General features: G+C 44.0%; 31 protein-coding genes and 1 tRNA gene. 26 read left to right on the top strand and 6 right to left on the bottom strand.

The window, feature by feature from the left end:
• The first annotated feature begins 1 nt into the window (after position 1).
• From carB to MLD56_RS16490, 5 genes are all read left to right on the top strand, one after another.
• Positions 2 to 3,217, top strand: a complete 3,216-nt coding sequence (gene carB / locus MLD56_RS16510) for a carbamoyl-phosphate synthase large subunit (RefSeq protein ID WP_029517733.1) — start codon at positions 2 to 4, stop codon at positions 3,215 to 3,217.
• 67 nt (positions 3,218 to 3,284) lie between these two features.
• Positions 3,285 to 4,079, top strand: coding sequence for an orotidine-5'-phosphate decarboxylase (pyrF, locus tag MLD56_RS16505; protein WP_080658631.1), 795 nt, complete (start codon positions 3,285 to 3,287; stop codon positions 4,077 to 4,079).
• Positions 4,076 to 4,717 (top strand): orotate phosphoribosyltransferase, encoded by a 642-nt coding sequence (gene pyrE / locus MLD56_RS16500; protein WP_013311063.1) that lies wholly within the window; start codon positions 4,076 to 4,078, stop codon positions 4,715 to 4,717. The genes pyrF and pyrE overlap by 4 nt, the downstream gene beginning before the upstream one ends.
• Positions 4,718 to 4,864: 147 nt before the next feature.
• A complete protein-coding gene (locus MLD56_RS16495; protein WP_014282411.1) occupies positions 4,865 to 5,029 on the top strand; it encodes a hypothetical protein in 165 nt (54 codons plus the stop codon).
• Positions 5,030 to 5,153: 124 nt separating this feature from the next.
• A tRNA-Ile gene (locus tag MLD56_RS16490) sits at positions 5,154 to 5,227 on the top strand.
• A 122-nt stretch (positions 5,228 to 5,349) separates the two neighbouring features.
• Here the strand turns inward: MLD56_RS16490 and MLD56_RS16485 are convergent.
• The 6 genes from MLD56_RS16485 to MLD56_RS16460 all read right to left on the bottom strand — a co-directional run bounded on the left by MLD56_RS16485 (position 5,350) and on the right by MLD56_RS16460 (position 9,376).
• Positions 5,350 to 5,745: a (deoxy)nucleoside triphosphate pyrophosphohydrolase gene (locus tag MLD56_RS16485; protein WP_241113375.1), complete on the bottom strand. Its 396-nt coding sequence runs from the start codon at positions 5,743 to 5,745 to the stop codon at positions 5,350 to 5,352.
• Positions 5,746 to 5,781: 36 nt separating this feature from the next.
• Positions 5,782 to 6,690: an HNH endonuclease gene (locus tag MLD56_RS16480; protein ID WP_241113374.1), complete on the bottom strand. Its 909-nt coding sequence runs from the start codon at positions 6,688 to 6,690 to the stop codon at positions 5,782 to 5,784.
• A gap of 121 nt (positions 6,691 to 6,811) precedes the next feature.
• Positions 6,812 to 7,960, bottom strand: a complete 1,149-nt coding sequence (locus tag MLD56_RS16475; protein ID WP_241113373.1) for a site-specific integrase — start codon at positions 7,958 to 7,960, stop codon at positions 6,812 to 6,814.
• Positions 7,961 to 7,990: 30 nt separating this feature from the next.
• On the bottom strand, positions 7,991 to 8,581 hold the full coding sequence (locus tag MLD56_RS16470) for an ImmA/IrrE family metallo-endopeptidase (RefSeq protein WP_241113372.1): 591 nt from the start codon (positions 8,579 to 8,581) through the stop codon (positions 7,991 to 7,993).
• Between the two features lie 84 nt (positions 8,582 to 8,665).
• The gene (locus MLD56_RS16465) at positions 8,666 to 8,980 is read right to left on the bottom strand and encodes a hypothetical protein (protein WP_241113371.1); all 315 of its coding nucleotides are present in this window, start codon (positions 8,978 to 8,980) and stop codon (positions 8,666 to 8,668) included.
• A 51-nt stretch (positions 8,981 to 9,031) separates the two neighbouring features.
• Positions 9,032 to 9,376 carry a helix-turn-helix domain-containing protein gene (locus MLD56_RS16460; RefSeq protein ID WP_241113370.1) on the bottom strand — a complete coding sequence of 115 codons (345 nt, stop codon included), beginning with the start codon at positions 9,374 to 9,376 and terminating at the stop codon, positions 9,032 to 9,034.
• A 161-nt stretch (positions 9,377 to 9,537) separates the two neighbouring features.
• Between MLD56_RS16460 and MLD56_RS16455 the strand changes: the two genes are divergently transcribed.
• The 21 genes from MLD56_RS16455 (at position 9,538) to MLD56_RS16360 (ending at position 22,805) form a co-directional block, all read left to right on the top strand.
• The gene (locus tag MLD56_RS16455; protein WP_241113369.1) at positions 9,538 to 9,768 is read left to right on the top strand and encodes a helix-turn-helix domain-containing protein; all 231 of its coding nucleotides are present in this window, start codon (positions 9,538 to 9,540) and stop codon (positions 9,766 to 9,768) included.
• An 86-nt stretch (positions 9,769 to 9,854) separates the two neighbouring features.
• Positions 9,855 to 10,148 (top strand): hypothetical protein, encoded by a 294-nt coding sequence (locus MLD56_RS16450; RefSeq protein WP_241113368.1) that lies wholly within the window; start codon positions 9,855 to 9,857, stop codon positions 10,146 to 10,148.
• Between the two features lie 214 nt (positions 10,149 to 10,362).
• Entirely contained in the window at positions 10,363 to 10,623 is a 261-nt protein-coding gene (locus MLD56_RS16445) for a helix-turn-helix domain-containing protein (RefSeq protein WP_241113367.1), read from the top strand.
• Positions 10,620 to 10,862 carry a hypothetical protein gene (locus tag MLD56_RS16440; RefSeq protein ID WP_241113366.1) on the top strand — a complete coding sequence of 81 codons (243 nt, stop codon included), beginning with the start codon at positions 10,620 to 10,622 and terminating at the stop codon, positions 10,860 to 10,862. The genes MLD56_RS16445 and MLD56_RS16440 overlap by 4 nt, the downstream gene beginning before the upstream one ends.
• 7 nt (positions 10,863 to 10,869) lie before the next feature.
• Entirely contained in the window at positions 10,870 to 11,121 is a 252-nt protein-coding gene (locus tag MLD56_RS16435) for a hypothetical protein (protein ID WP_241113365.1), read from the top strand.
• A 225-nt stretch (positions 11,122 to 11,346) separates the two neighbouring features.
• Complete coding sequence (locus tag MLD56_RS16430; RefSeq protein ID WP_241113364.1) at positions 11,347 to 11,598, top strand: hypothetical protein; 252 nt, start codon at positions 11,347 to 11,349, stop codon at positions 11,596 to 11,598.
• Between the two features lie 2 nt (positions 11,599 to 11,600).
• Positions 11,601 to 11,846: a hypothetical protein gene (locus MLD56_RS16425; protein WP_241113363.1), complete on the top strand. Its 246-nt coding sequence runs from the start codon at positions 11,601 to 11,603 to the stop codon at positions 11,844 to 11,846.
• A gap of 98 nt (positions 11,847 to 11,944) precedes the next feature.
• Positions 11,945 to 12,892 (top strand): YqaJ viral recombinase family nuclease, encoded by a 948-nt coding sequence (locus MLD56_RS16420; RefSeq protein WP_241113362.1) that lies wholly within the window; start codon positions 11,945 to 11,947, stop codon positions 12,890 to 12,892.
• A 10-nt stretch (positions 12,893 to 12,902) separates the two neighbouring features.
• Complete coding sequence (gene recT / locus MLD56_RS16415; RefSeq protein WP_241113361.1) at positions 12,903 to 13,799, top strand: recombination protein RecT; 897 nt, start codon at positions 12,903 to 12,905, stop codon at positions 13,797 to 13,799.
• Positions 13,796 to 13,999 (top strand): hypothetical protein, encoded by a 204-nt coding sequence (locus MLD56_RS16410; protein ID WP_241113360.1) that lies wholly within the window; start codon positions 13,796 to 13,798, stop codon positions 13,997 to 13,999. Before recT ends, MLD56_RS16410 begins: the two co-directional genes overlap by 4 nt.
• A gap of 71 nt (positions 14,000 to 14,070) precedes the next feature.
• Complete coding sequence (locus MLD56_RS16405) at positions 14,071 to 15,084, top strand: replication protein (protein WP_241113359.1); 1,014 nt, start codon at positions 14,071 to 14,073, stop codon at positions 15,082 to 15,084.
• Entirely contained in the window at positions 15,050 to 16,336 is a 1,287-nt protein-coding gene (locus tag MLD56_RS16400) for a replicative DNA helicase (RefSeq protein ID WP_241113358.1), read from the top strand. Before MLD56_RS16405 ends, MLD56_RS16400 begins: the two co-directional genes overlap by 35 nt.
• A 13-nt stretch (positions 16,337 to 16,349) precedes the next feature.
• Positions 16,350 to 16,727 (top strand): DUF6906 family protein, encoded by a 378-nt coding sequence (locus tag MLD56_RS26140; protein WP_431196551.1) that lies wholly within the window; start codon positions 16,350 to 16,352, stop codon positions 16,725 to 16,727.
• A gap of 147 nt (positions 16,728 to 16,874) precedes the next feature.
• On the top strand, positions 16,875 to 17,399 hold the full coding sequence (locus tag MLD56_RS16395) for a crossover junction endodeoxyribonuclease RuvC (RefSeq protein WP_241113520.1): 525 nt from the start codon (positions 16,875 to 16,877) through the stop codon (positions 17,397 to 17,399).
• Position 17,400: 1 nt separating this feature from the next.
• Positions 17,401 to 18,378 (top strand): hypothetical protein, encoded by a 978-nt coding sequence (locus tag MLD56_RS16390; RefSeq protein WP_241113357.1) that lies wholly within the window; start codon positions 17,401 to 17,403, stop codon positions 18,376 to 18,378.
• A gap of 114 nt (positions 18,379 to 18,492) precedes the next feature.
• The gene (locus MLD56_RS16385) at positions 18,493 to 18,945 is read left to right on the top strand and encodes a DUF5348 domain-containing protein (RefSeq protein WP_241113356.1); all 453 of its coding nucleotides are present in this window, start codon (positions 18,493 to 18,495) and stop codon (positions 18,943 to 18,945) included.
• A 272-nt stretch (positions 18,946 to 19,217) separates the two neighbouring features.
• Positions 19,218 to 19,700, top strand: coding sequence for an ArpU family phage packaging/lysis transcriptional regulator (locus MLD56_RS16380; RefSeq protein ID WP_241113355.1), 483 nt, complete (start codon positions 19,218 to 19,220; stop codon positions 19,698 to 19,700).
• A 68-nt stretch (positions 19,701 to 19,768) separates the two neighbouring features.
• Positions 19,769 to 20,296, top strand: a complete 528-nt coding sequence (locus MLD56_RS16375; protein WP_241113354.1) for a hypothetical protein — start codon at positions 19,769 to 19,771, stop codon at positions 20,294 to 20,296.
• 182 nt (positions 20,297 to 20,478) lie between these two features.
• Entirely contained in the window at positions 20,479 to 20,736 is a 258-nt protein-coding gene (locus MLD56_RS16370; protein WP_241113353.1) for a hypothetical protein, read from the top strand.
• Between the two features lie 589 nt (positions 20,737 to 21,325).
• Entirely contained in the window at positions 21,326 to 21,955 is a 630-nt protein-coding gene (locus MLD56_RS16365; RefSeq protein ID WP_241113352.1) for a DUF4367 domain-containing protein, read from the top strand.
• Positions 21,956 to 22,391: 436 nt separating this feature from the next.
• Positions 22,392 to 22,805, top strand: coding sequence for a nuclear transport factor 2 family protein (locus tag MLD56_RS16360; protein ID WP_241113351.1), 414 nt, complete (start codon positions 22,392 to 22,394; stop codon positions 22,803 to 22,805).
• The last annotated feature ends 564 nt before the right edge of the window (positions 22,806 to 23,369 follow it).

Here is a 23,369-nt window from a genome sequence, read left to right as displayed (position 1 = left end):
TATGCCGAAAAATACAGAACTTAAAAAAATACTCGTGATCGGTTCCGGTCCTATCGTCATTGGTCAGGCAGCAGAATTTGATTATGCTGGTACACAAGCTTGTCAAGCGCTCAAAGAAGAAGGCGTCGAGGTAGTACTGATCAACAGTAATCCGGCAACCATCATGACAGACACCAACATGGCAGACAAAGTATACATCGAGCCGATTACACTTGATTTTGTAACACAGATTATCCGTCAAGAGCGTCCAGATGGTCTGCTTCCTACGCTGGGAGGACAGACAGGTCTGAATATGGCAGTGGAACTGGCTCGCGCCGGAGTGCTGGAGCGTGAAAACGTCAAGTTGCTGGGAACTCAACTGAATTCGATAGAAAAAGCCGAAGATCGTGATCTGTTCCGTGATTTGATGCGCGAGTTGGAACAACCTGTACCAGAGAGTGTCATTGTAACAACCTTGGAAGAATCTTTAGAATTTGCTAACGAAATCGGTTATCCAATTATCGTTCGCCCGGCTTATACGCTAGGGGGAACAGGCGGTGGTATCTGCTCCACAGAAGAAGAACTGCGTGAAACCGTCAGCTCTGGCTTGAGATACAGTCCAATCGGACAATGTTTGGTGGAAAAAAGTATTGCAGGCATGAAGGAAGTCGAGTATGAGGTCATGCGTGATGGCAATGATAACTGCATCGTTGTCTGTAATATGGAGAACTTTGATCCAGTCGGCGTGCATACTGGCGACAGTATCGTCGTAGCTCCGAGTCAGACGCTGTCAGATCGCGAATACCAGATGCTGCGCTCTGCTTCTCTGAAAATTATCCGCGCCCTCAATATCGAAGGCGGTTGTAATGTACAGTTTGCGCTTGATCCGCACAGCTATCAATACTATGTCATTGAAGTAAACCCGCGCGTAAGCCGCTCCTCGGCGCTCGCTTCCAAGGCAACCGGATATCCGATTGCTAAAATGGCTGCCAAAATTGCACTGGGTTACACGTTGGATGAAATTGTGAATCCGGTAACGGGACAGACGTATGCTTGCTTTGAGCCAACACTGGATTACATCGTGAGCAAAATACCACGCTGGCCATTTGACAAATTCATTTCTGCCAACCGCAAGCTGGGCACGCAAATGAAAGCAACGGGTGAAGTCATGGCCATCGGACGCACATTCGAAGAGTCCATCCAGAAAGCGGTACGGTCTTTGGAAATCGGTGTACACCGTCTGCATCTTAAGGGAGCCGATCAGCTGTCTGATGACGTGCTCAAGGATCGCTTGATTAAAGCAGATGATGAGCGTTTGTTCTTGGTAGCCGAGGCGTTCCGTCGCGGCTGGCAGCAGCAGGAGATTCAAGATTTGACGAAAATTGACTGGTGGTTCCTCGATAAGGTAGAGGGAATCATCAAGTTCGAAGCCATCATCGCTGGAGAAGCTGAGCTGACCTACGAAACACTCTATCAGGCCAAACGTAAAGGTTTTACCGACCGCTCGATCGCCGAGATTCGCAGTATGGGCCAAAACGACAGTATGACAACCGAGCGTGAGGTACGTGAATTCCGTCTAGCTCAAAACCTGCGTCCGGTCTACAAAATGGTAGATACGTGCGCAGCCGAGTTTGAAGCCACAACTCCGTACTACTACTCCTCTTACGAGGTGGAAAATGAAGTGATTCCATCTAGCAAAGAGAAAGTTATCGTACTCGGTTCCGGACCGATTCGGATCGGGCAAGGGATTGAATTTGATTACTCCACCGTACATGCGGTATGGGCTATTCAAAAAGCGGGCTACGAAGCAGTGATTATCAATAACAACCCGGAGACGGTATCTACGGACTTTAACACATCCGACCGCCTCTACTTTGAACCGCTCTTCTTCGAAGATGTAATGAATGTTATCGAGCAGGAAAAACCGATTGGGGTTATCGTCCAGTTCGGGGGTCAAACGGCCATTAATCTCGCAGCTCCACTGAGTGCGGCAGGCGTGAATATTTTGGGTACGAGTCTGGAAAGTATCGATGAAGCGGAAGACCGGAAGAAGTTTGAGCAACTTTTGTCTCGTCTGGCTATCGCACAGCCTAAAGGCAACACGGTCACATCAGTTGATGAAGCAGTAGGAACCGCACAGGCGCTGGGCTATCCAGTTCTGGTACGTCCATCCTACGTTCTGGGCGGACGCGCTATGGAAATCGTGTACTCAGATACGGAATTGCTGCGGTACATGGAAGAAGCGGTTAAAATCAATCCAGAGCATCCGGTGCTCATCGACCGTTATATGCTGGGTAAAGAAGTAGAGGTCGATGCCATCTGCGACGGCGAGACAGTATTGGTACCAGGCATTATGGAGCATGTGGAACGGGCCGGGGTTCACTCAGGTGACTCTATCGCGGTGTATCCACCACAGCACTTATCTGTCGAGTTGAAACAAAAAATTGTGGAAATTACAATCAGCATCGCTAAGGAATTGAAAACGATCGGTCTGGTAAATATCCAGTTTGTTATTCATCAAGACGAGGTGTACGTAATTGAGGTTAACCCTCGCTCCTCGCGGACGGTTCCTTTCTTGAGTAAAGTAACAAATATTCCGATGGCAAATCTGGCGACACAGGCTATTTTGGGCGGTAAGCTTAAAGATGCAGGTTATTCAGAAGGTCTATGGCCTGAAAGTAATTATGTCTCGGTTAAGGTTCCGGTATTCTCCTTTGCCAAACTGCGCCGTGTAGAGCCGACGCTGGGCCCGGAAATGAAATCGACAGGTGAAGTTATGGGACGCGATATTCAGTATGCCAAAGCACTGTACAAAGGACTTGTGGGAGCTGGTATGAAAATTCCATCCACTGGGGCGATCATCATTACAGTGGCAGATAAGGATAAAGAAGAAGCTGTCGAGTTGATGCAGGGCTTTTACAGACTGGGCTATAAAATTATTGCAACAGGTGGAACGGCGGCTGCTATGAAGCAGGCCAATATTCCAGTGAACACGATCAACAAACTGAGCGAAGGTAATCCGAACATCCTGGATATGATTCGCACGGGTGAAGCCAACTTTGTCTTCAATACGTTGACCAAAGGCAAAACGCCAGAGCGTGATGGATTCCGTATCCGCCGCGAAGCAGTTGAGAATGGCATTGTCTGCATGACCTCACTGGATACAGTACGCGCTTTGCTAAGAATGCTGGAAACGATCAATTTCACATCCGAATCCATGCCGGTCCTGAGCAAATAATGCGTTACGAATAGATGTGAGGAAATAAGTAGCACAGGGAAGGACATTCATCAGCTTCGGCTGACGGATGTCCTTTATCACGGGCAAATGCACCCGAATTGACGTAAAAAGGGGATGGAGAACGGTGAATGGAGCATTTCAGCAGATGGCAGGACGGCTGATGGTTGCGTTAGATTATCCCAATGCACAACAGGCTGAGCAGTTAATTCGGCAGCTAGAAGGGATTCCTTGTTATATAAAAGTAGGTATGCAACTGTTTTATAGTGCAGGGCCAGCTTTTGTAGAACAACTAAAGTCCAGAGGATACTCCGTATTTCTGGATTTGAAAATGCATGATATCCCTAACACGGTGCGGGGAGGGGCAGAGAGCATTACCCGCTTAGGTGTAGATATGTTCAACGTACATGCTGCTGGGGGCGTTAATATGATGTCAGCCGCTAAAGCTGGTGCAGAAGCAGCTATTTCCGCAGACAGCTCGCTTTCCATGCCGCTCATTATTGCAGTCACACAGCTGACCAGCACGGATCAGACGACCATGAATAAGGAATTAGGTATTCCTGGTACGGTACAGGATGCAGTGGTTCGTTACGCACAACTGACCCGTGAGGCGGGACTGGATGGTGTGGTAGCTTCACCTTTGGAAGTACCTGCCATTCGTGCTGTATGTGGATCAGACTTTAAGACGATAACTCCTGGCATACGCCCGGCAGGTAGTGCTACAGGCGATCAGTCGCGTGTGCTTACACCTGGCCAAGCCATTGCACAAGGCAGCAGCTACATTGTCGTTGGACGTCCTATCACCGCAGCAGCAGACCCACGCGCCGCAGCGGAACACATTATTGAGGAGATGATACAAGTATGACCACATTCAATAGTATACCTGAGCAAATTGCATCCCATCTGTTACGTATTCAGGCGGTGGCATTGCGCCCACAACAGCCTTTTACATGGACATCCGGCATTAAATCGCCAATTTACTGTGACAATCGCCTGACCATGTCCTACCCGGAGGTGCGCGAGCTGATCGCAGACTCATTTGCTGCCCTTATTCGTGAGCAATACCCCGAAACTGAAGTCATTGCAGGGACAGCTACAGCAGGGATTCCTCATGCAGCCTGGGTGGCGCAAAAGCTAAATCTGCCAATGGCCTATGTAAGGGACAAAGCCAAAGGACATGGGAAAGAAAACCAAATCGAAGGCCGTATTAGTGCAGGTCAGAAGGTTATGGTTATCGAGGATCTTATTTCTACAGGAGGCAGCTCCATTAAAGCAGCACAGGCCGTAGCACAAGCAGGCGCTCAGCCATTAGCGGTACTGGCCATTTTCAGCTACCAGCTAGACAAAGCGACTCAAGCCTTTGAAGAAGCGGGTGTGGAGCTGCAAAGCTTGTCCAATTATACAGCCCTGATGAACGTTGCCTTGCGTGAAGGAACCATTCAGGAAGAAGAGATGGAACTGCTGCGTTCCTGGCGCCAGGACCCCGCTTCCTTTGGTAAATAAGATGAGCTATAGAGGCCAATAGGTCTAATGATTAGAGCGATTCGTACTCTTTGCTAACCATTGTAGATTGTTATGGCCCAGGCCGTGTAAATCGAATTCGATCCGGTTACACTAACTCCTACCATCATGTGAAAAGAGGGAGCTCGGATGTATTGGATTTACTATGGCAGACTGTACACGACTAAATTTCAGGCAGGATGTCTGGCAAAAAGGTTGGAGCACGACGGCTGGATGTATGGCTACAATGATCCCCGCGCAGTGGAGGTGTACCGCTCGCGCAAAGGTCGTTATGGTGTCCGATTTATTCCGTAAGTCCACAAAAATAATTTTTAAAAAGAAAATTTTCGAAAGACTATTGACGAAACACAAGAAAATGTTGTATATTAATTAACGTTGCTGTTATGAATATGTGACGTGAATATACATGTTTTTTTGAGGGCCCTTAGCTCAGTTGGTTAGAGCGGTCGGCTCATAACCGATTGGTCGGGGGTTCGAGTCCCTCAGGGCCCATTTCCTCAAAAACCCTTGCGTAGCAAGGGTTTTTTTGTTGTTTATAGAGGGTGAGAAAATGGAGGGAAGTAGCATTTAAAAGGGAGCGATTAAAATTTGCTAACGTATTTGCTAACGTGAATTTATTTTCGAGGTTTATCGCCCTTACTAAGCTGCGTCACAAATGGTAAATCTGCAGGTAAAAAATCATATTGGAGTATTGTTTCTTTGTTGACCCAACGTAATTGATCATGATCTATTAATTGAATTTCACCAGATACCCACGTTGCCCAAAATACAATTAATTTTATTGAACCATGACCATATGAATAAACAGACTCTCCAAACTGTTGACCAACCTCAATATCAATTCCAAGTTCTTCTTTGATCTCGCGTTTAACACATTCTTCAAGTGTTTCATCGATTTCAAGCTTTCCACCAGGAAACTCCCACTTACCAGCATGTTTGTTGTCGGGGCCCCGTCTGGTGATTAAAAATTCGCCATCATTGTGAATAATGGCCGCCGTAACTAATTTCATCGCCGACACCTCTATATAATAATACAAAACTTTTTATCAAATTTTAAAGATATGTTCACGGTGGTATTTTACATAATGCTTATGGCCTTCCAGTAAAGTGATTTTCATTTGAGCTTCCACATTCATTAATAACTTACTTAGATCGTCGAGATAAGGAGAAATAAGTAGTGAACCATCATTATCAAAGCTGATATAGCCTCTGTCGTATAAAGTATCATGAGCTGGACAAAAGAGGAAACCATTATACTTGTCGAGCCTCTCCTTATTGTTAGAGTCGCGCCATGGTTTACTATGACTCGCTCTTAGAAAATTAATGTTATCGAGTCCACATAGTTTGCATTTCTTATCCAGTTTGATTAGTTCCTGTTTAAACTTGTCTTGTCCAACACGAGTTTGTACTAATTGTTCCCTGATTGTTTCTTCAGGTATTTGAGAAACATCATTTTCTACATCACCGATAATTTCATCTTCACTTTTAGCGACTAATTCTAAATCGGCAACTGTAATCCCAACTTTTGTGAAAAGAAAATTAGCAAGTTCCTCAGTTATCTGAAATAAATAGCCAGTGTTACCTCTCCCGGTTAAATTATATGGGGCATACTTTTTACCTTGTAAAGTAAGGATATCATTCATATAATTCTTATATTTAATTGGTGTCGAAATATCTCTATACTCGGCATCAACAATCCAACCATCCTGTTCCCAATTATCAACAGATCCCAAAGAGTCCGGTTTCTTAGATTCTCGATAATTTTTTTTCGCAATGATGACTGAGTGCATGCGTCCCTTATAACTACTGAATATGATGTCTCCTTTTTTAACTGAAGTCATCGAAGTCCAGTGATGAAAGGTTTTACCGTCCTTATTTTTCTTTGGTGCCCATAAAAAGCCGCCATCATGCTCTTCACGATAAGTTTTATTCTGAAAAACAAAAAAGTATCTCATTTCTGATCCCCATTTATTAATTAGATATTGTTCTCTTTTTAATTCTACAATATCATATTAATTCCTTGGAATATGACGATATTCGACATTTTTTTTGTAACGAGAGCTTTAATCTAAGATTTTAGTTCGAGTTTTTTTCCACGTAATGATTTAATTCGGCTTCAATGCGATCTACAGCTTCATCTTGCATTGTAGGAAGTAGGTGAGAGTATCGCTCATTGAACATGGCAGGAGTCATCCCTAGTCTTTCAGCTGCTACTTTAGGGTTTATGCCTATACGTAAAAGAAAGGAAGCGTGTGTGTGTCGCAGGTCATGAAAGCGAATTTTCTTGACTCCAGCCTTGCGAACCAACACGTCCATACCCTCGGTGATACGCTTCGGCTTTATATATCCTCCCCATGGATAGCAGCAAACAAGGTCGTTATCCTCATAAGTTTCTCCATATTGTTTTTTGTGTTCTTTTATTTGCTCTTGTCTAAGTCTAAGATCATCAATAATCAATTGGAACAATTTCACGCGGCGAATGGAATCATTTGTCTTGGGGCGCTGTATAACCAATCCATTACGTGTCCAATTGGCGGTTTGAATGACCCGCAGTTCCTTTTGTTCAAAGTCAATATCGCTCCATCGCAATCCTAAAATTTCTCCACGTCGCATTCCCGTATAAACTGCAAGAGAAAATACAATAAAGTGAACATGATCACGAGAGGAGTCGAGAAATTGTGTGAATTCTTCAATAGTCCAAAACTGCATTTCCTTCTGTTCGTTTGCATTAACTTTATTACGCATTGATACTTTGCTCATTATGTCTTCGGAAAGCAATCCAGACTCTGTATATGCAAGTCGCAAGGCCCTTTTTAGCACACCATGAATATTCTTAACGTACTCTTTGGAGTAACTTTTACGTAGATCAGCGTAGAATGTTTTTATTATTCTAGGAGTCAAGCTTTGCAACCTGATTTTCCCCAAGACTGGTATAATTCTAGCTTCTATTATTGTTTTTTCTGTATCGAAAGACGTTGGTTTAAAATTGGGCTTAGCATGTGTCTCAAGATATTCTAGTAGATATTCAGTGATAGTTATTTTTGAATCATCAATATAAGTACCTTTTTCAATCTCAGCTATTTTCAAGTGACAAGCTTTCCAAGCTTCTTTTTCGCTTTTAAATCCACCTTTTGTTTTCTGTCGTCGCCCTCCTGTGAGTGGATCAGATGGAAGATCAATTATATAAGTCCACGTCTTTCCTCTTTGATAAACATGCCCTTTCATTGTGCGACCTCCGAATTATTTTTAATTTAGTTACGCTTTGAATTTATTAATTGGGATTACCTTTCGTTTTGAGTTGAGTCTTTGAAATGAAACAGCAATTTGAATTTTGGATTTCAGAAGTTCTACATTCTCTCGTTGATAGTAGTAGTCATCATGAAGCCGAGAAACGATTTGCTCAACTCGATCTGCAGCGAGCTCTTGCGGTACATGAAATTCGTCTGCCAAAAGCCTTACATATACGTCTTTGGTCATTTCTAAGGGTACAGGCAGGAGATAGTGGGGCATGGAAGCAATTAGGCTAAAATGCCAAGCCTGTGTCTCTTGCAAGTCCACAAAAAGACCAGGAAGATTTCCTTGATCTCCTTCGTGCTGCACGATATGTGAGAGTTCGTGAAAAAAGTCAGATCGTTGTTTTGGAATAGAGTCACTATTATTTAAGAAAATAACGCTGCCTTCTTCGTTCCAGAAAGCATGAGGCTTACCCTCGTAATACACAATGTCTGCTCCCCACAAAGCTGCAATCTGATCAATATCCAATTCATGTGGATAGTTGATATTCAGTGTTTGGTATAAATCACATATCAATAGTTCATTTTCCGTAGGCCTGTAATATGGAATCATTTATCATCACCTATAAAATTGAGCACATATGTTCTATTTTTGTTTTAAAAGAAAAGCCTTTGCAGGCTTTTGTTAAAAGATAAATTATTTAATTCTTCTTAGCTCAGCAATGTCTGCTTCTTGAGAAATAGATCGAACGGATAGGCGCTCAAGTATTTTCTGCTGTTCTTGCTGAATTTGAAGCATGGTTTGTTGATTGTCTTTTAGAGAGGCTACATCATTAGTCAGTGTATCTACAGCTTCAGTTAGTTCCTCGACCTTGGAATTAGTTGTTCCTACAATTTGAATGATCTGTTGGAGATGCTGGCCATGGCTCTGTTGAACCGTTTCAAAATTACCTATACGATCATCCATTGTTTGTAATTTATTAAGAATTTGATTCAGGATCTGTTCACTCATAAAAGTTCCTCCGTATCATCCGTTTTTATAATGACCAGGGAGTGGCACTGATTATTCTTTTTGTTCTTTTTCACGTTGTTTACGTTTCATTTCTCGCCAAGCTTGGATCGCCGCATCAGCAACTTCTTTTTCTTCCTCAGTCCAATCTTTACCGCCATTCATGTAAGCATGGCCTCCTGAAGGTGATCTTGAGATCGAACGCCCCAATAAGTAATCACCGGAAACTTCAAAAAAGTCGGCAAAAACATTGAGCTCTTTATCTTCTATAGCTCTCTTTCCTGACTCAATTCTGGAAAGGACACTATTGTTTATTCCTATGCGTTCAGCGAGCTCTAATTGGCTTAAACCACGTTCCTCGCGTAGTAGTTTAATTCGATCTCCAGAAACCGACACCATTTAACCGCCCTTCTTTCTGTTTTAGCAATATCATAGTAACATTTTTCTAAAACAGAAAAAAGAATTTTGCTAAAAAAGCAAATTAAATATTGACTTTGCTATTTTAGCAATGTATATTGTAAACAAGAACTTTGCTAAAATAGCAAAGGGGGGAGGACTGAATGAATCAATTCAATCTCCGTTTTATAAAGCAAAGAAGAAAGGAACTCTCTAAAACACTTCAGGATATGGCAGATGCGCTTGATATGAAGAATGCTTCGTCCTATATGAAGTATGAAAATGGTGAGTATTCTTTCAAAGCTACACATTTGCCAATGTTGGCTAATGAGCTTGAGTGTGGTGTTGAAAATTTTTTTGAAAATAATTTTGCTGAAATAGCAAAAGGGGAGTGATCACCACTTAACTGTCAATCTTATCTTTCATCTTCTTAAGACTGCACCCTATAGTATGGCCATTATTTTTAAGGAGGTTGCTAAGCATGGCAAAAGCTTTGATGACTCCAACTACATTAGCGGAAGCACTCCGCTTGGCGGCAGACCTAGCAGAGCAAAATGAGGAGCTGGACCGTCAACTTACAGAATTACGATTGAACCGAGAATACCCGGAAGTATTGCGTCCAGCTCACATTATGAAGCTCATGGGATACAGCAAAGCTAAAGTGACGGAGTTAACCAATCACCCAACGTTCCCACATCTAAATCGTGGGAGGCGAAAAGGTGAAGCGGTTACTGTTCTTAAATCGGATTTTTACGAATGGCTGAAAGGCCATTGATAAAGCAATGATTTTTCTGATTTCATGATTTCACTTTGGCCTGCTATAACTGTGCTTCAAAGGGATGAAGCATCCGTGATGTGTACCAGCATCAGCGGATTGAAGAGATCAATAGGGGGGAGTGAAGCTCTGATTACATATTACTCTGAGATACCAGGCTTGCCTATTCCAATATGGAATAATTTACGGATTAGGGAAGGGGGTGATTCCCAGTATGAAATTTGGCGCCATTATGCAAGCATGTCGTGTGCGGGCAGGGCTCAGTCAGGAAGAGATAGCTGAGCTCCTAAATCGAACACAGAGCTGTATCAGCAAAATTGAAAATGACCATAAAATACCCGACATGACTACGCTATTACGCTGGGTGGAAGTGACCGGAACAAGAGAGGTACTTGTGGCTTTTCTTTACGGGATGGATGGACTACGAATGATACAAAACATTGTAACCATGATTGGAGGAACACGAACGATATGAGTACGATTCAAACACGAATCTATGAATTGAATCATCTTCGCAATTGGATTACAACCAATCCTGATCGTGTAGATGCTGATGTACGACCTGCTGCATTGGACTGGCTAAGTGGAGAAATTTCAAAGTTAGAGAAAAAGCAAAACGCCCGGCGGATAGGCCGGACGCTTCGTGTAAGAGCCTGGTTAAAGTCTCTTGTGATAATAATTGTATCTTCTTTTTTTCCTGAACGCAAGGGGTGAAATAGGGATGACACAACAAACCGTACTTGCCATTATTCAAAAATATGTCTCTACGACCAAGGCTCTACGAGCTAATACAGCTATGTTTAAAGCAATGTTAGCGGAGCGTTCAGTTCAGGATGAAGCTCTCCAGCGGCTATGGAAGGAACGCGATGAGCTATATGACCAATGGTATAACGCCGCAGTGTGTTTGCGGAAAATGCCTGAAGAATATGCTGCACTCGCAATATATGAAATGGAACAACTGCAAGATATGTAATCCACGGTTTGTATGGACAGGCCTGTCGGCCTTGTCTTCGACCACCGGACGGGAATTCGATTTTTCCACCGTGGGTTGAAGATGCGGCTGACGCATCTCAAAGCAGCGACACGATGGTACGTGTACACGCGATGGTGAGAATATCAGGCAGAATATGACGGAGCGCGCCTGACTGCTGGTTCGAATCCAGTCTGTTTTGAAAGTACATAGGAAAGGAGGATCGATATGCAAATCATTCATAAATTGACCGTGGTCAGCAATCCAACACGAGTATTTGAAGTGGGTACGGAGCTGGATGATCGTGAAGTAATCGAGATTAGGCCAGTCGGTAAAGAATTTGAAAACAGCATTCATTCCGAATTTACGATTCATGACGAAAATGGCGACCTTATCGCCAGCATTGAAAATGCACCTGTCATTGTGGAGTACCGACAAATTGCAGAGCACGATGGAGTTAAAACTGTGGAAGGGGAATAGGTATGAGTCCAACACAAAAAAAGGTATTGGATTTCTTCACAGAAATGACGGTGGATGAGTCCGTGGATATGGACAAATTTGTGGAGGCTTGTTCGTTGAATTTAGGATTATATGCTTCTTTAAAATTTGAAAAGGAATCGCAAAGGAAGGTTATTTCAAAGGCTGAAAAGACTCTTCATCATGGGCTTGAAATTGGCAATGATCTCTCAGCTCTGCGAAATATTCAAGTTCTGATTATAGGAAAATAGCCCGCGGGAACGGGCTATCTCGGTTCTTTGAAAACTTAAAATTTGCTTGCCCCTATCGTAGCAGATAGGGGCTGATCAAACAAGAGGGAGCAATTTGTATGGCTATGAATGTAGCAGCCGTTACCAAAGGCATCGAACGTGACGAATGGTTAAAACTGCGTAAGCGTGGTATCGGTGGTTCGGATGCGTCCGCGGTGGCCGGGTTGAATCGGTATAAATCACCCGTTGGTGTGTTTCTGGAGAAAACGGATCAGATCGTACCGGATGAGCCGGGAGAGGCAGCATACTGGGGCAACCAGTTAGAAGATTTAGTCGCCCGTGAGTTTATGAATCAAACAGGTTTACGTGTACAGCGCAGTAATAAGCTTTATCAGCACCCTGAACATAAATTTATGTTGGGTAACGTTGACCGCCTGATTTTAGACAAGGGCGGTCGAGGACTTGGAATCCTGGAGTGTAAGACGGCCAGCGCCTATAAACTGAGCGAATGGGCCGACGATCAGGTTCCTGACGAATACGCCATTCAGCTCCAACATTACATGGCTGTGCTTGGTGTGGATTATGGTTACTTCGCTGTTTTAATCGGTGGCCAGAAATTCCAATACAAGCTGGTCGAGCGAAACGAGGGCATTATTGATTCTCTCATACAGATCGAGGACGAGTTTTGGAACAAGCATGTAATTCCGAGGGTTCCGCCGATGGTGGACGGTAGCGCTGCCTCAACGGATCTGTTGAATCGGCTGTATCCTGCTTCACGTCCTGCGACAGAAATTACGCTGGAGAAGGAGCAGGCTTTGCTGGTAGACAAGCTCATTGCGGCTAAAGAGGATGCACAAGCGGCTGCAGAACAGGTTAAGCGATTGGAGAACGAGCTAAAGGCAGCTATCGGTGAAAATGAGGTTGCCACGTATAACGGGGAACCTTTGGTAACTTGGAAGTCCAGTCAAACAACGCGCCTGGACACTAAGCGTTTGAAGCAGGAGCAGCCACACATTTTTGAAAAATATGCAAACACTACGTCATCCCGACGGTTCTTGGTGAAGTAAGGAGGCTATTATGGCAGGACAACGCAGTAACGGAGCAACCCTTGAAAAAAAGCTTCAAAATAAGGCGGCTGGGGCAAAAAACGATGCGCCTACACCTTCTCAGACCATCGCCGCTTATATGGACAAAATGAAGTATCAGATTGCGGAGGCTATGCCAAAGCATATGAGCATTGATCGGCTCAGCCGTATTGCCCTGACGACGATTCGTACGAATCCGAAGCTACTGGAATGCTCTATGCCGTCACTCATGGGGGCGGTCATGCAAGCGGCACAGCTCGGACTTGAACCTGGTCTGATCGGACATTGCTACATCATCCCATATAAAACGGAAGCCACATTTATCATCGGTTACAAAGGGATGATAGATTTGGCCCGACGGTCCGGAAACATCAAGTCTATTGCCGCTCACGAAGTCTATGAAAATGATTTCATTGAGCTGACATATGGGCTGGAGGAAAAATTGCAGCACGTTCCTTGGTTTTTGCGCAAGGATGCTCGACCTGCCGAGTCAGGGAAGATCATTGGGGCTTATATGGTTGCCAAGTTTAATGACGGCGGTCATTTCATTCACTATATGCCGATCAGCGAAATTGAAGCGCACAAAAAACGTTCCAAGGCATCTAACAACGGACCTTGGGTTACAGATTACACCGAAATGTGCAAGAAGACGGTGGTTCGGTCTGGATGGAAGTGGCTCCCTATCAGTGTTGAGATAGCTTCTGCGGTTACTCAGGATGAGACGGTGCGTAAAGATATCACTCCAAACGATGAACCTTTTGTCTTTGATATGCCAACTGAACCTAAAGACGGTGAAACACCTCAGACGGATGATGCAACTCAGCAGAATAACGCTGATCTGAAGCAGCCTGCCGATGGATCGGGTCAGGACGAACTGGAATTTGAATGAGTTCTATAGATGAGATTACTGGCAAGCCGCTGTTACGCAGTATGATCGGTGAACACATTTGGCGAATTAAAGAGTCCGACCCTGTAGCCTTTAAGTGCGAGGTGCGAGAATACTTCGCGCGGGGCTATCCAGGCTGGACAGTGGTTCGAGCTAAGTACCCTTATATATTTCTCAGGGATGATAGGGAGCAGAGTGTGTAAATGATTCTGGGCGGTGTGAAGAAGCGAACGGTATTTATATAAAAATCGCAAGAGATTAGGTGGTGAAGCCGGTGGACTCCAATGTTAATCCTCAGCCTACGGACGCACATATACGCATATCACATGAAATACATCGAGAGCTGATCCGGCGGAAGTTTACTCAGCGGCAGCGGGATATTATTGATTTTGTCCTCACGCTGAGCTGGGGATGCGGGAAGCCATCGGCCAAAATCCCTATGCTAAAACATTTTGAGCTATGTGGTGTCCGCAAGGAACATATCAAAAAGGAACTGAAAAAACTGGTTGAGAACCATGTACTGTTTTGGGATGAGCATATGAATGTGTTCCAGATCAACAAACATTATGATATGTGGTCCGTAGATGTGGTGGAGCGATATGACCCCAAAATGATGAACGATTTAATCAAAATCAACATTGAAACTCATGCCCCAAATCTCGGCAAACCAGTTACTAAAAAAGTAACTGAGTTACCAAAAAAGCAACCGATCCCAGTTACTAAAAAGGTAACTCAGTTACACAAAAGGCAACTGTTCAGTTACCAAAAAGGTAACTCGCCAGTTACTAAAAAGGTAACTGTGAAACGTGATTTTTCCTGTCATACCAAGGGATTTCGGCTCTCTAAAACAATATTTAAAGCAATTATTAAAAAAAACACTACTACATCTTTAGATACTGTACAGGAATTAGATACAGAGCAAAGGGGTGGGGGAGGAGGACTTTCTTCGGATCATTCCTTTGGCTATATCTACCGCGCTTACGAAAACAATTTTGCAGATAACGGGAAAGTGACCCCGTTTGAAACCGAAGACTTGGGAGTCCTTTTCGACGATTACGGTGGAGAATGGCTTCTGAAAGCCATGAGGGAAGCCGTTCGACAGAAGAAAAAGAGCTTGGCTTACGTCCGGGGTACGCTGGAAGGATACCGTAAACGTGGTGGACCGGAAACGGAACGCCGAATGGATCGGGCTTCACCGGCGGAAGCAGAAATTCAAGAAGACGACCCCATTACGATTTTGATGAGAAAGGCAGATGAGCAACGACTTGCTGAATACGGAGTTACTTGAGGCTGAAATTTTAGGTTCCTTTTTTCGAGACCCCTCCCTTGTAGGCGAAGTCGCCGTAACACTGGAGCCAAGCTTATTTACACAACCTTGGCATCGCAATCTGCTGAAAATGATACTAGAACTACATCGGACCGAACAGGAACTATCCATGACCATGTTGGTGACGGTATTCGAAAAGCATCTTGAAAAGGTGGGTGGAGTTTCCTACCTGTCTAAACTGGCCAGTTCTGCCGTTGCAGTTTCAATGTTGGAGCAGAATATCAGGCAGCTCATCGAAACCGATGCTCGTCGTAAAGCGCTGGATTTGGTTGGTCAATATCGTGATAAATTTTTGGATTTGTCATCAGGTGGGTTTGAAGAATTACTGGATGAATTTGAACAGCGCTCACTGGATATTCGGCCTAAAGCATTGCTAAAGGATACGGCGGTTGACGACATCATCCAGTGGTACGAGGACTTGGTGCTTAAAACACAGGACCCTTCCCGAGCGCTTGGCATTATGACGGGCTGGTCAGCATTGGACCGACTGACGCTAGGGTTCCAGCGTACTAACCTGGTCGTCATCGGAGCTCGAACTAGCATGGGTAAGTCTGCCGTTGCTAATGAAATCAAGATGCGGGCGACGCAGCGCGGTCATAAGGTCGCGGACTTTAGCTTGGAAATGTCCAAGGCACAGATTTATAACCGAATGATCGCTAATCTGTGCAGTATTCCACTGCAAGCAATACGTTCAGGACATCTGAAACCAGAACAGATCGAGCGAATTTCTATGCAGATGGAGTTTTTGCGGAAAATTCATATCGACGACAGCCGGGGCGTGACTGCGGAGTACATTTGTTCCGAAATGCGTCGATTGAAGCGGCAAGAAGGGCTTGATTTGGTCATTGTGGATTATCTACAGGAAGTGGTTGAACCGGCTGAACGTAACGACAACAGCGGTTCTGGGTTGCACAGGGTTTGTCAGAAGTTGCGTAAAGCCGCGAAGGATTGTGACTGCGCACTGATCGGCTTATCTCAGGTCAAGCAGGATGTGGAGAGCCGACAGAACAAGAGACCGTTTGTTTCGGACTTATCAGGCAGCGCGGCAATCAGCGCGGTTGCTGACGATATCATGTTGCTGTACAGGGACGAATACTACAACCCTGACACACCGGACCCAGGTGTTTTGGAAATCAACCTCGCAAAACAACGTAATGGTCCTACTGGAGTAGTGAAACTCAAATTTGAGAAAGAGACACAACAAATCGCGTAGGGGAGGAACCGACATGGGGAAACAGACACGGCCATCGCGGCCGACACGCCGACAGAAAGAGGAAATGAAGGCACGGAAACTCAAGCCGAACACATGGCTGGTGGTTCAGGATACGCCCACAAAGATGGAACTCGTAAGTAAGTCAGGGCTAAAAAAAACGTGTCATTCGGCGGGGAGCCTGATGCAGCCGTCATGCTGGACGCGGTGGAGCGTCTACGAGTACATGAAACATCGTTTTGTCTGCACTGGACAAGTTCCTGACGAAAGGGAATTACTCGAGGAGCTGAGGGACATTGATCAGAGCGAGTTGATCGAGGGGATGACTGAGTTTCGTTTGATACTTGGTAACTGGCCCATCGTAGGAAGTGACAAGTCATGCGACTTCAGATAAAAGACTCGCTGTATCAAACTCAGCTAAAGCAAACTGTACGAGACCGAGGCGGCAGGGTGTAGGCGAGGTATTTGTCCTTGATCACAACATGCTGCTGATCAAGCAGTCACGTAAGCGTAAAAAGAGGGGGAAGCAGCTTTGAAGATTATGGGGATTGACCACGGCACAAATTTTGCTGGTTGGGCCACAATGCGAAATGGTAAGCCGATAGACTTTGGATTAAGGGACTATTCGTCAATTGCAATGCCTGGTGTTTTGGACGCCATCTACCAGGACACATTCCGACTGATCGAGCAGGAAGAACCGGAATTGATTGTACTGGAGCGTCCAGTTCACTTTAAAAATGCCAACAGTGTACTAGCGCTTGTCGGGGCGTATACTTCTGTTTCTTTGGCTGCCCTGCATTTGGACAAGCCGATTGTGGGCATCCGTCCTTCGGAGCTCAAAATTCAAACTGGTAAAGGGAATGCGGATAAAGAGACAGTCGCCATGGAAATGCAGATGTTGTTCGACCTCGACTATGACGAGATCGCCATTCCTGTCCTGTACAAGAAAAACGATCCACGGGGCAAGTACAAAATCGGGGACATAAGGGAACGTCTTTTTGATCCTTCAGACGCTATCGCACTTTGCTGGGCCTATCATCAAAATTTCATTAAGGGAGTGGCTTAAGATGAGCTATATAAATTTTAAAGGTACGGTTAAAAAGATCAATCTCAAGTCATCGGAAGAAACGGAAATTACAATCAGTATCCCAGCTTCTGAGCTGGACGGCCAATACAATACGCTTCAAAGTATGCTGGAGCTTAAAGTTATCGGAGGTTTGGATTCACAGATTGTCACGTACAAAGTTTTGAAGAATGCCAGAACAGGCAAGCCAATCACGAAATACACCGTGGATGATGGTGGTGTGGTATCTGTATTGAAGCCGGAAGGAGAGCAGCTCTCCATGGATCTTGGGCTTCCTCCTGAGAAAGTGGAGATTAAAGCTGATCCAGAGCAGATTGACCTTGAAATTATTCAGGACTTTATACTCAGCGGTCTGGCGCCACGCTTTGACGACATGCAGTATGACTTTTTGGAAATCACAGAGCGTTTGTCCGCTGGGGACACCTATCTGAAAATAGCTGTTGACATCGGTATAGGTGTAGGCGTGTTCGTGGTTATGGTGGATGAATACCGGAAGCGTGTCGCGCCAATGGCTGCCAAGTGGGATGAATGGCGCAAAGGCCAAGTCAATACGGTACCGCCAAAAGATGGGGAGCCAGTAAACTGCCAGGAAGAAGAACAAAAAAATGACGATCAGCCGGAAGAGCAAGAAGGTGCTAATACTGATTCGTCTGAGCATACTGAAGAAAATGAATCTGAGGATGACAACAAGCCAAGGGATGACTCAAATCCTGCTACTGACACAGATTCCGAGACGGCAGTCGATAAGGAGGAACTGGAAGAATACATTCTGAAAGTCCGTCCTAACTTTGACGATATCCCTGTTGATTTCCCTACTTTGCTTCAACAGCGTCGTGAAGAAGGCAAGACGTGGATGCAGATTGCTAAAAGCATTGGCTTGACCAGTGGTCAGATCACTACCAAATGGACGGCTTATAAGAAGATGGTTGCCAAGCAAATGAAAAACGGAGGAGCAGCTTAACAGACCTCTCCCCAATCTAATACGTGGCCACTGGTTCCGCTGGTTTGCAGTGGTCACTTACACTTATCAAACAGAACGTACGATCTTATTTCAAATTCGAAAGGATGGTAATCCATGTCAAAATCGTTTAAAGATCAAATTAGTAACAAGCTCGTTCGTATGATTCCTCAGTTGAATGAGGTCATCGGGAATATTGATTCAGCGGAAGAAAGCTGGACCAGTTACTATAGTCAAAACAATCCACAGGATATGTATTTGCGAGACATGTTCCAGCGGATTAATGAGAAACTTGGAATGGCGATCTGGCTCATGTTTCAAGCGTTTGGTGAGGTTGCAGAGGAAGGGATTTTACGCAAGCGTCCTGATGGTCGCTATGGATTTGGCAGTACATACTTCACGACGGGAAGTAAAGTGGAGTATCTAGATCATGGTGACCAAGAAGTACCTGCCAGATGGGTATATTCTCATGTACAGCACAACGGGAAGGAATACTATATTTCAGACAATGCCAGTCTTTCGTTGGATGGCTTGCTTGTGAGAGTGAAACGATTTGCCGCATGGGGTTAAGGGATCAGATTGTTGGTTGCGAATGTCTAATAGAACAGAAGGGATTAGGTATTAAAATGACTAAAGTTTATCGTCAATTATTGTTGGAATATGGTTATCCGGAGGATTTAGTCGACGGATGGACTTTAGAAGACTGCCAAGCTGAGTGGCAGGAGTTTTGTGGGACATGCATCTCGGAGTAATACAAAACAACCCCCGCATTCCTTGGCTGGGCTCGCGGGGGTCATCACTCTTAAACCTCACCAAATTATACCACGAGTGAGGGGATTACATTGGGGAAAAGAAGAAAAAACAACTTGCAATTAACGTTCAATATTCTGCCGATTGATGAGAAAGCTACGCGCCTTGCGGTGGAAGAATATTTGGAGACGATTCGGCAGTATCGGCAGATTGGTTTTGTTCGACGCGAGGCGGCGATTACGCAGTCCTATACTTATAGAGAGCATCAATCCACCAATGCGATCAGCAAGCAGACGGAGGACATTGCCACTTATAACGTGGATAAAGAGTCGGAGCTTCAGGCGAAAGATCGTCTGCTGGAGCTGGCGATGAGCAAGCTGTCCAGCATGCAGCGTGAGGTTATTCAGCGGAGTTACCTGGATGATGAAGGCGAGTTTGACTACATCAGTTGCGGAGAGATGGGGATTAGCGAGAGCTCATTTAGACGTATTAAGTCCGATGCAATTGGCATATTAGCAGCTTCATTAAGACTTGTTGTGATTAAAGTAGAGAACGATGGGGTGGCAGTATCGTAGATCGGCATAATGTCGGTCTACTTTTTTATAAGGAAAGTTCCTATATATAACAAAAAAGGAGTGATACCATGTTAAAGGCGCTTAATGGCTATTCAAATTCAAGTGATTATTTCAAGAGAAAGTTTAACGTGCATTTTCGTCAACCAAATCTTGAGGAAATGGTCTTAATTAAAGAGACATTAAAGGCTGAATGCTCCTTGGATGATTTAAGGATGTTAAAGGCTGGGACTTCAAGTAATGTAGAGCAAATTAAGGTTTACAACTCCTCAATTGTAGCATTTGGAATTGCCCTATCAGGAATTGGACTAATTTTCGGAAAAAACATGGACTTTGTAAGTGTTATATTAATATGTATATTTATCCTTACTATTATTTTTGCCGCGAGATTTTATTCGGTAGAGGTAGGAAGAAAAGCTTTACTCCATGAGATTGTTATCCAAAGTTATGAGGAGATGGAAGCAGAAGAAAAAGAAAATAAAGATCGCCAAGATAAGCAGAAGCAATCAGACAAGGAATTTAAGCAAAAAGAATTAGAAGATAGAAAAACTACATACGAAAGGAAAAAAATACAGTTTCCTGAGAATCTAAAAAAATAATGACTGCTTAATGACTGGAAACTGGCTGTTTTATGACCCGCCACTGGACTTTTGCTGTGGTAAATTTGTATCATGGAAAATCAAATAAGGAACACACCTCAGCTTTCGAGCTTCGGTGATCAGGTCGGCCAATGTGCCGGCCTTTTTGGTTTTTCTACAAAACATATTAGGAGGACATGATCATGTCTACAAAACCACGTTTCTCATTTTTGAGTGAGGACGGAATCCTGCGCTTACACGATGAGGAGCACGCTTCACAGCACGGCAAGCACGTACAAACAAGCCTGACTGACGACGAGAGCGGCTATCCAGTCGTTGAGGGCTTGGGCGTTGTGTATTATGCCTATGATGACAAGGCTTACGTCAAGGGCAATAAAGGTGACGGACAACTCATCCCAACACCGCCAGTGCTCAAGCAGCTCGCAGCAGAGCTCCTGTAGTTTTTTAATGTGGTGGCGGAAGAGAGACGCTACAACGTAGGATGACACTTGCATACTAAAGGCTGATAGCCTCGACGATACTGCAAGGGGATAGAGGGACATACTGCTCAGTGGCATTGACCAGTGCGCGCAAGGGAAAGCCCAAATATGTGGCCGCGAACAAGGATAGATCCTTGCATCCCTTAGGGGCACCCGTAACGCACAGCGGTAGATCGGTAGCGGTATGCAGGCTGCGGTTAAACGGTAAGTCATTCCATGCGGGGGAGAGTGGCCCCCGCCCACATTATTCATGGCACGTGCAGGTGGCAAGGAACCAGTTAACCAGCGGAAACATTAACAGCCTGGTCAGAACCCTTGCGCGGTTCAATTCCGTAGCGTGCCACTAATATATTGGTAGGATTGTCCATGTTTTTGTTGAAATATTACAATAAAAAACTTATAATGTAAGAGAATACAAACAAATGTAAAAAATAGCTAACTAATTTATAATAGCTGTTTTTTGAACATGCTTTATTAGTCAATAAATACATACATAGCAGTCTTACACCGTTACTTTAGGTAGAGTATATTAATTTAGGAGGGGTTTAAATTGAAAAAACAATTAGTTGCGGTGGCTTTAGGTGGCGCACTCGTAATAGGTAGTGGTGCATTCGTATATAATTCATATGCTGCCGAATCGGAAGTTCCATCACAGGTTCCGGTTGAGACGAAAGCAGAAGCGATTGATGCTTCAACAGTACAAGCGCCGACTGAAACACCAGCAGAGACAGTAGTTGAAAGCGCTGGTGATGTCGAAGGACTTATAAACATATCTGATGTACCAGCAGAAGATATCCATATTCCCAATCTAGCGCAGGGAGCCTCGCTTAAAGCGACAGCGGCTGAAAAACACAGTTTGAAACCATTAAACACAACAGCTTTAAAAGGCGAGAATGGACTGATCATCAGACAGTCATATCGCGGAACTGATGGTAATGAAGTTATTGTCATCCAAACCGAATCCCATATGGATGAACAGGCTACTATTGATAGTTTGAAAGACACATACAAAGGGGAAAAGGTTGAGTCGACTAAAATCAACGATCATACTGCTGTTTATGTTGACGGGCAAGAAAGAAAGGTTGTTCATCTGATTACAAAAGATCACTTTTATACTGTTTCTTCTTTCAATTCCACTCTTGACGAATTGATGGAAATTGCAAAAAAAATTCAAGAGTAACAAGATAAGCTACAAAAAAAGCACAGGCATATTTGCTTGTGTTTTTTTGTTACATCTTACAAGTCATCCTCGCAGCCTATCATTATCAGTTAAGGAGGGATCGTCTTTGTTCCATGATGTGGAGACAGGAAAAGTAAAGCGTCCTGTAAAAGGACAGTGTTTAATATGCAATAATCTGAATCCAGAAGTTCACACTACGCTTGGCGCTTCATTTTGTGGTGTTTGCTGGGAAGTCATGAAGTCTGGTGATGATGATCAACTGGGTGAGAGAATTGTCTGGGACGAGTGTTTGATGGAAATAAAGTGTTAGACCGTGAAAATATAGTTCTAGACTGGCAGCGGCGGCGTTAAGCCAACGGACAGGATGGTAGATAAAATATGTTATTATTGGATTGTGCAAAGCTTATTCCGCCTATTCGAAGGGAGATTAGTAGAAATGCAAAGTGCTCAACAGGTGCTAACAAATTATTTTCAAGCATTAGGAAGCAAACAGATTGATAAAGTGATCGAATTGGTTCATGATGAAGCGAAATTTATTATTCTTAAAAAAGAGTCTTCTAATAGAATTCCTTTATACGGCACATTTCATGGAAAAGAAGGTGTAAGAAATTATTTAAACTTATTAGAAGAAGCAGAACAAATAGAGAGTTTTGTCCTTCACAAACTCATCGGTAATCAGGAAGCAGCGTGTGCATGGGGGAATTTCCGCATCAAGGTCAATGTAACCGGGAAAGTGTTCGAGAGTGATTGGGCAATTGTTTGCGAAGTAGAACAGGAGAAGATAAGGTTTTTTCAAATCTTCGAAGATACTGCCGCACTAGAAGAAGCTTTTGATTTAAGAGACTGTTGATATGTTAGTGCAGCTACACATCACTATGCTAAGTAATCATACGAAAACGTAGGTTATTGGCCGGCAACATATCGAATTTGGTCAAGTAATGCGTTACGCTAACGAAGAACGTTAGTTGAATGATAACAGCGGCAGTCTAAGACTTTATTTTTACTTAATAGCGAGTAATATCGAGAAAGTGAGCAAAAGCCAGCTTATAATGGTTTAATTACCCATTTTCCGGTATTTTCCGGTTTTTGTTCTTTGACGGCCATTTTTAGCAATTTGTAAAATGGTCTTGTTCTTCCTCTCTAGTTACTAAGTACAAATGCTTTTATGCAACAGCGTAGCGTTTTGCATCCCGCTTGCGGGAATAGAACCTATCGCTGTTTCTTTTTTCGGGTTTTAAATAAGCGCCTTAGTTCATTTGGTGCTCTAAATACATAGGCAGATACACGTCACTCATTTGGGTGGCTTTTTTTATTGCCTTTTGAAAGGATTTTTGGTTTGAAAAAGAAGCAGAAGAAAGGAATTTTGCTATACATGAAAGGTCCACCAAAACAGCCGAAAAAATGTAAAGGTTGT

This window comes from Paenibacillus peoriae (genome assembly GCF_022531965.1).
Lineage (GTDB): Bacteria > Bacillota > Bacilli > Paenibacillales > Paenibacillaceae > Paenibacillus > Paenibacillus polymyxa_D.
This window is presented reverse-complemented; position numbering and strand designations above follow the sequence as displayed.

Excerpts from the sequence above, each read along its gene's own strand:
- carB (WP_029517733.1), top strand. The coding sequence starts at position 2 with ATGCCGAAAAATACAGAACTTAAAAAAATACTCGTGATCGGTTCCGGT.
- pyrF (WP_080658631.1), top strand. The coding sequence starts at position 3,285 with ATGTCCTTTATCACGGGCAAATGCACCCGAATTGACGTAAAAAGGGGA.
- pyrE (WP_013311063.1), top strand. The coding sequence starts at position 4,076 with ATGACCACATTCAATAGTATACCTGAGCAAATTGCATCCCATCTGTTA.
- MLD56_RS16495 (WP_014282411.1), top strand. The coding sequence starts at position 4,865 with ATGTATTGGATTTACTATGGCAGACTGTACACGACTAAATTTCAGGCA.
- MLD56_RS16485 (WP_241113375.1), bottom strand. The coding sequence starts at position 5,745 with ATGAAATTAGTTACGGCGGCCATTATTCACAATGATGGCGAATTTTTA.
- MLD56_RS16480 (WP_241113374.1), bottom strand. The coding sequence starts at position 6,690 with ATGAGATACTTTTTTGTTTTTCAGAATAAAACTTATCGTGAAGAGCAT.
- MLD56_RS16475 (WP_241113373.1), bottom strand. The coding sequence starts at position 7,960 with ATGAAAGGGCATGTTTATCAAAGAGGAAAGACGTGGACTTATATAATT.
- MLD56_RS16470 (WP_241113372.1), bottom strand. The coding sequence starts at position 8,581 with ATGATTCCATATTACAGGCCTACGGAAAATGAACTATTGATATGTGAT.
- MLD56_RS16465 (WP_241113371.1), bottom strand. The coding sequence starts at position 8,980 with ATGAGTGAACAGATCCTGAATCAAATTCTTAATAAATTACAAACAATG.
- MLD56_RS16460 (WP_241113370.1), bottom strand. The coding sequence starts at position 9,376 with ATGGTGTCGGTTTCTGGAGATCGAATTAAACTACTACGCGAGGAACGT.
- MLD56_RS16455 (WP_241113369.1), top strand. The coding sequence starts at position 9,538 with ATGAATCAATTCAATCTCCGTTTTATAAAGCAAAGAAGAAAGGAACTC.
- MLD56_RS16450 (WP_241113368.1), top strand. The coding sequence starts at position 9,855 with ATGGCAAAAGCTTTGATGACTCCAACTACATTAGCGGAAGCACTCCGC.
- MLD56_RS16445 (WP_241113367.1), top strand. The coding sequence starts at position 10,363 with ATGAAATTTGGCGCCATTATGCAAGCATGTCGTGTGCGGGCAGGGCTC.
- MLD56_RS16440 (WP_241113366.1), top strand. The coding sequence starts at position 10,620 with ATGAGTACGATTCAAACACGAATCTATGAATTGAATCATCTTCGCAAT.
- MLD56_RS16435 (WP_241113365.1), top strand. The coding sequence starts at position 10,870 with ATGACACAACAAACCGTACTTGCCATTATTCAAAAATATGTCTCTACG.
- MLD56_RS16430 (WP_241113364.1), top strand. The coding sequence starts at position 11,347 with ATGCAAATCATTCATAAATTGACCGTGGTCAGCAATCCAACACGAGTA.
- MLD56_RS16425 (WP_241113363.1), top strand. The coding sequence starts at position 11,601 with ATGAGTCCAACACAAAAAAAGGTATTGGATTTCTTCACAGAAATGACG.
- MLD56_RS16420 (WP_241113362.1), top strand. The coding sequence starts at position 11,945 with ATGGCTATGAATGTAGCAGCCGTTACCAAAGGCATCGAACGTGACGAA.
- recT (WP_241113361.1), top strand. The coding sequence starts at position 12,903 with ATGGCAGGACAACGCAGTAACGGAGCAACCCTTGAAAAAAAGCTTCAA.
- MLD56_RS16410 (WP_241113360.1), top strand. The coding sequence starts at position 13,796 with ATGAGTTCTATAGATGAGATTACTGGCAAGCCGCTGTTACGCAGTATG.
- MLD56_RS16400 (WP_241113358.1), top strand. The coding sequence starts at position 15,050 with ATGAGCAACGACTTGCTGAATACGGAGTTACTTGAGGCTGAAATTTTA.
- MLD56_RS26140 (WP_431196551.1), top strand. The coding sequence starts at position 16,350 with ATGGGGAAACAGACACGGCCATCGCGGCCGACACGCCGACAGAAAGAG.
- MLD56_RS16395 (WP_241113520.1), top strand. The coding sequence starts at position 16,875 with ATGGGGATTGACCACGGCACAAATTTTGCTGGTTGGGCCACAATGCGA.
- MLD56_RS16390 (WP_241113357.1), top strand. The coding sequence starts at position 17,401 with ATGAGCTATATAAATTTTAAAGGTACGGTTAAAAAGATCAATCTCAAG.
- MLD56_RS16385 (WP_241113356.1), top strand. The coding sequence starts at position 18,493 with ATGTCAAAATCGTTTAAAGATCAAATTAGTAACAAGCTCGTTCGTATG.
- MLD56_RS16375 (WP_241113354.1), top strand. The coding sequence starts at position 19,769 with ATGTTAAAGGCGCTTAATGGCTATTCAAATTCAAGTGATTATTTCAAG.
- MLD56_RS16370 (WP_241113353.1), top strand. The coding sequence starts at position 20,479 with ATGTCTACAAAACCACGTTTCTCATTTTTGAGTGAGGACGGAATCCTG.
- MLD56_RS16360 (WP_241113351.1), top strand. The coding sequence starts at position 22,392 with ATGCAAAGTGCTCAACAGGTGCTAACAAATTATTTTCAAGCATTAGGA.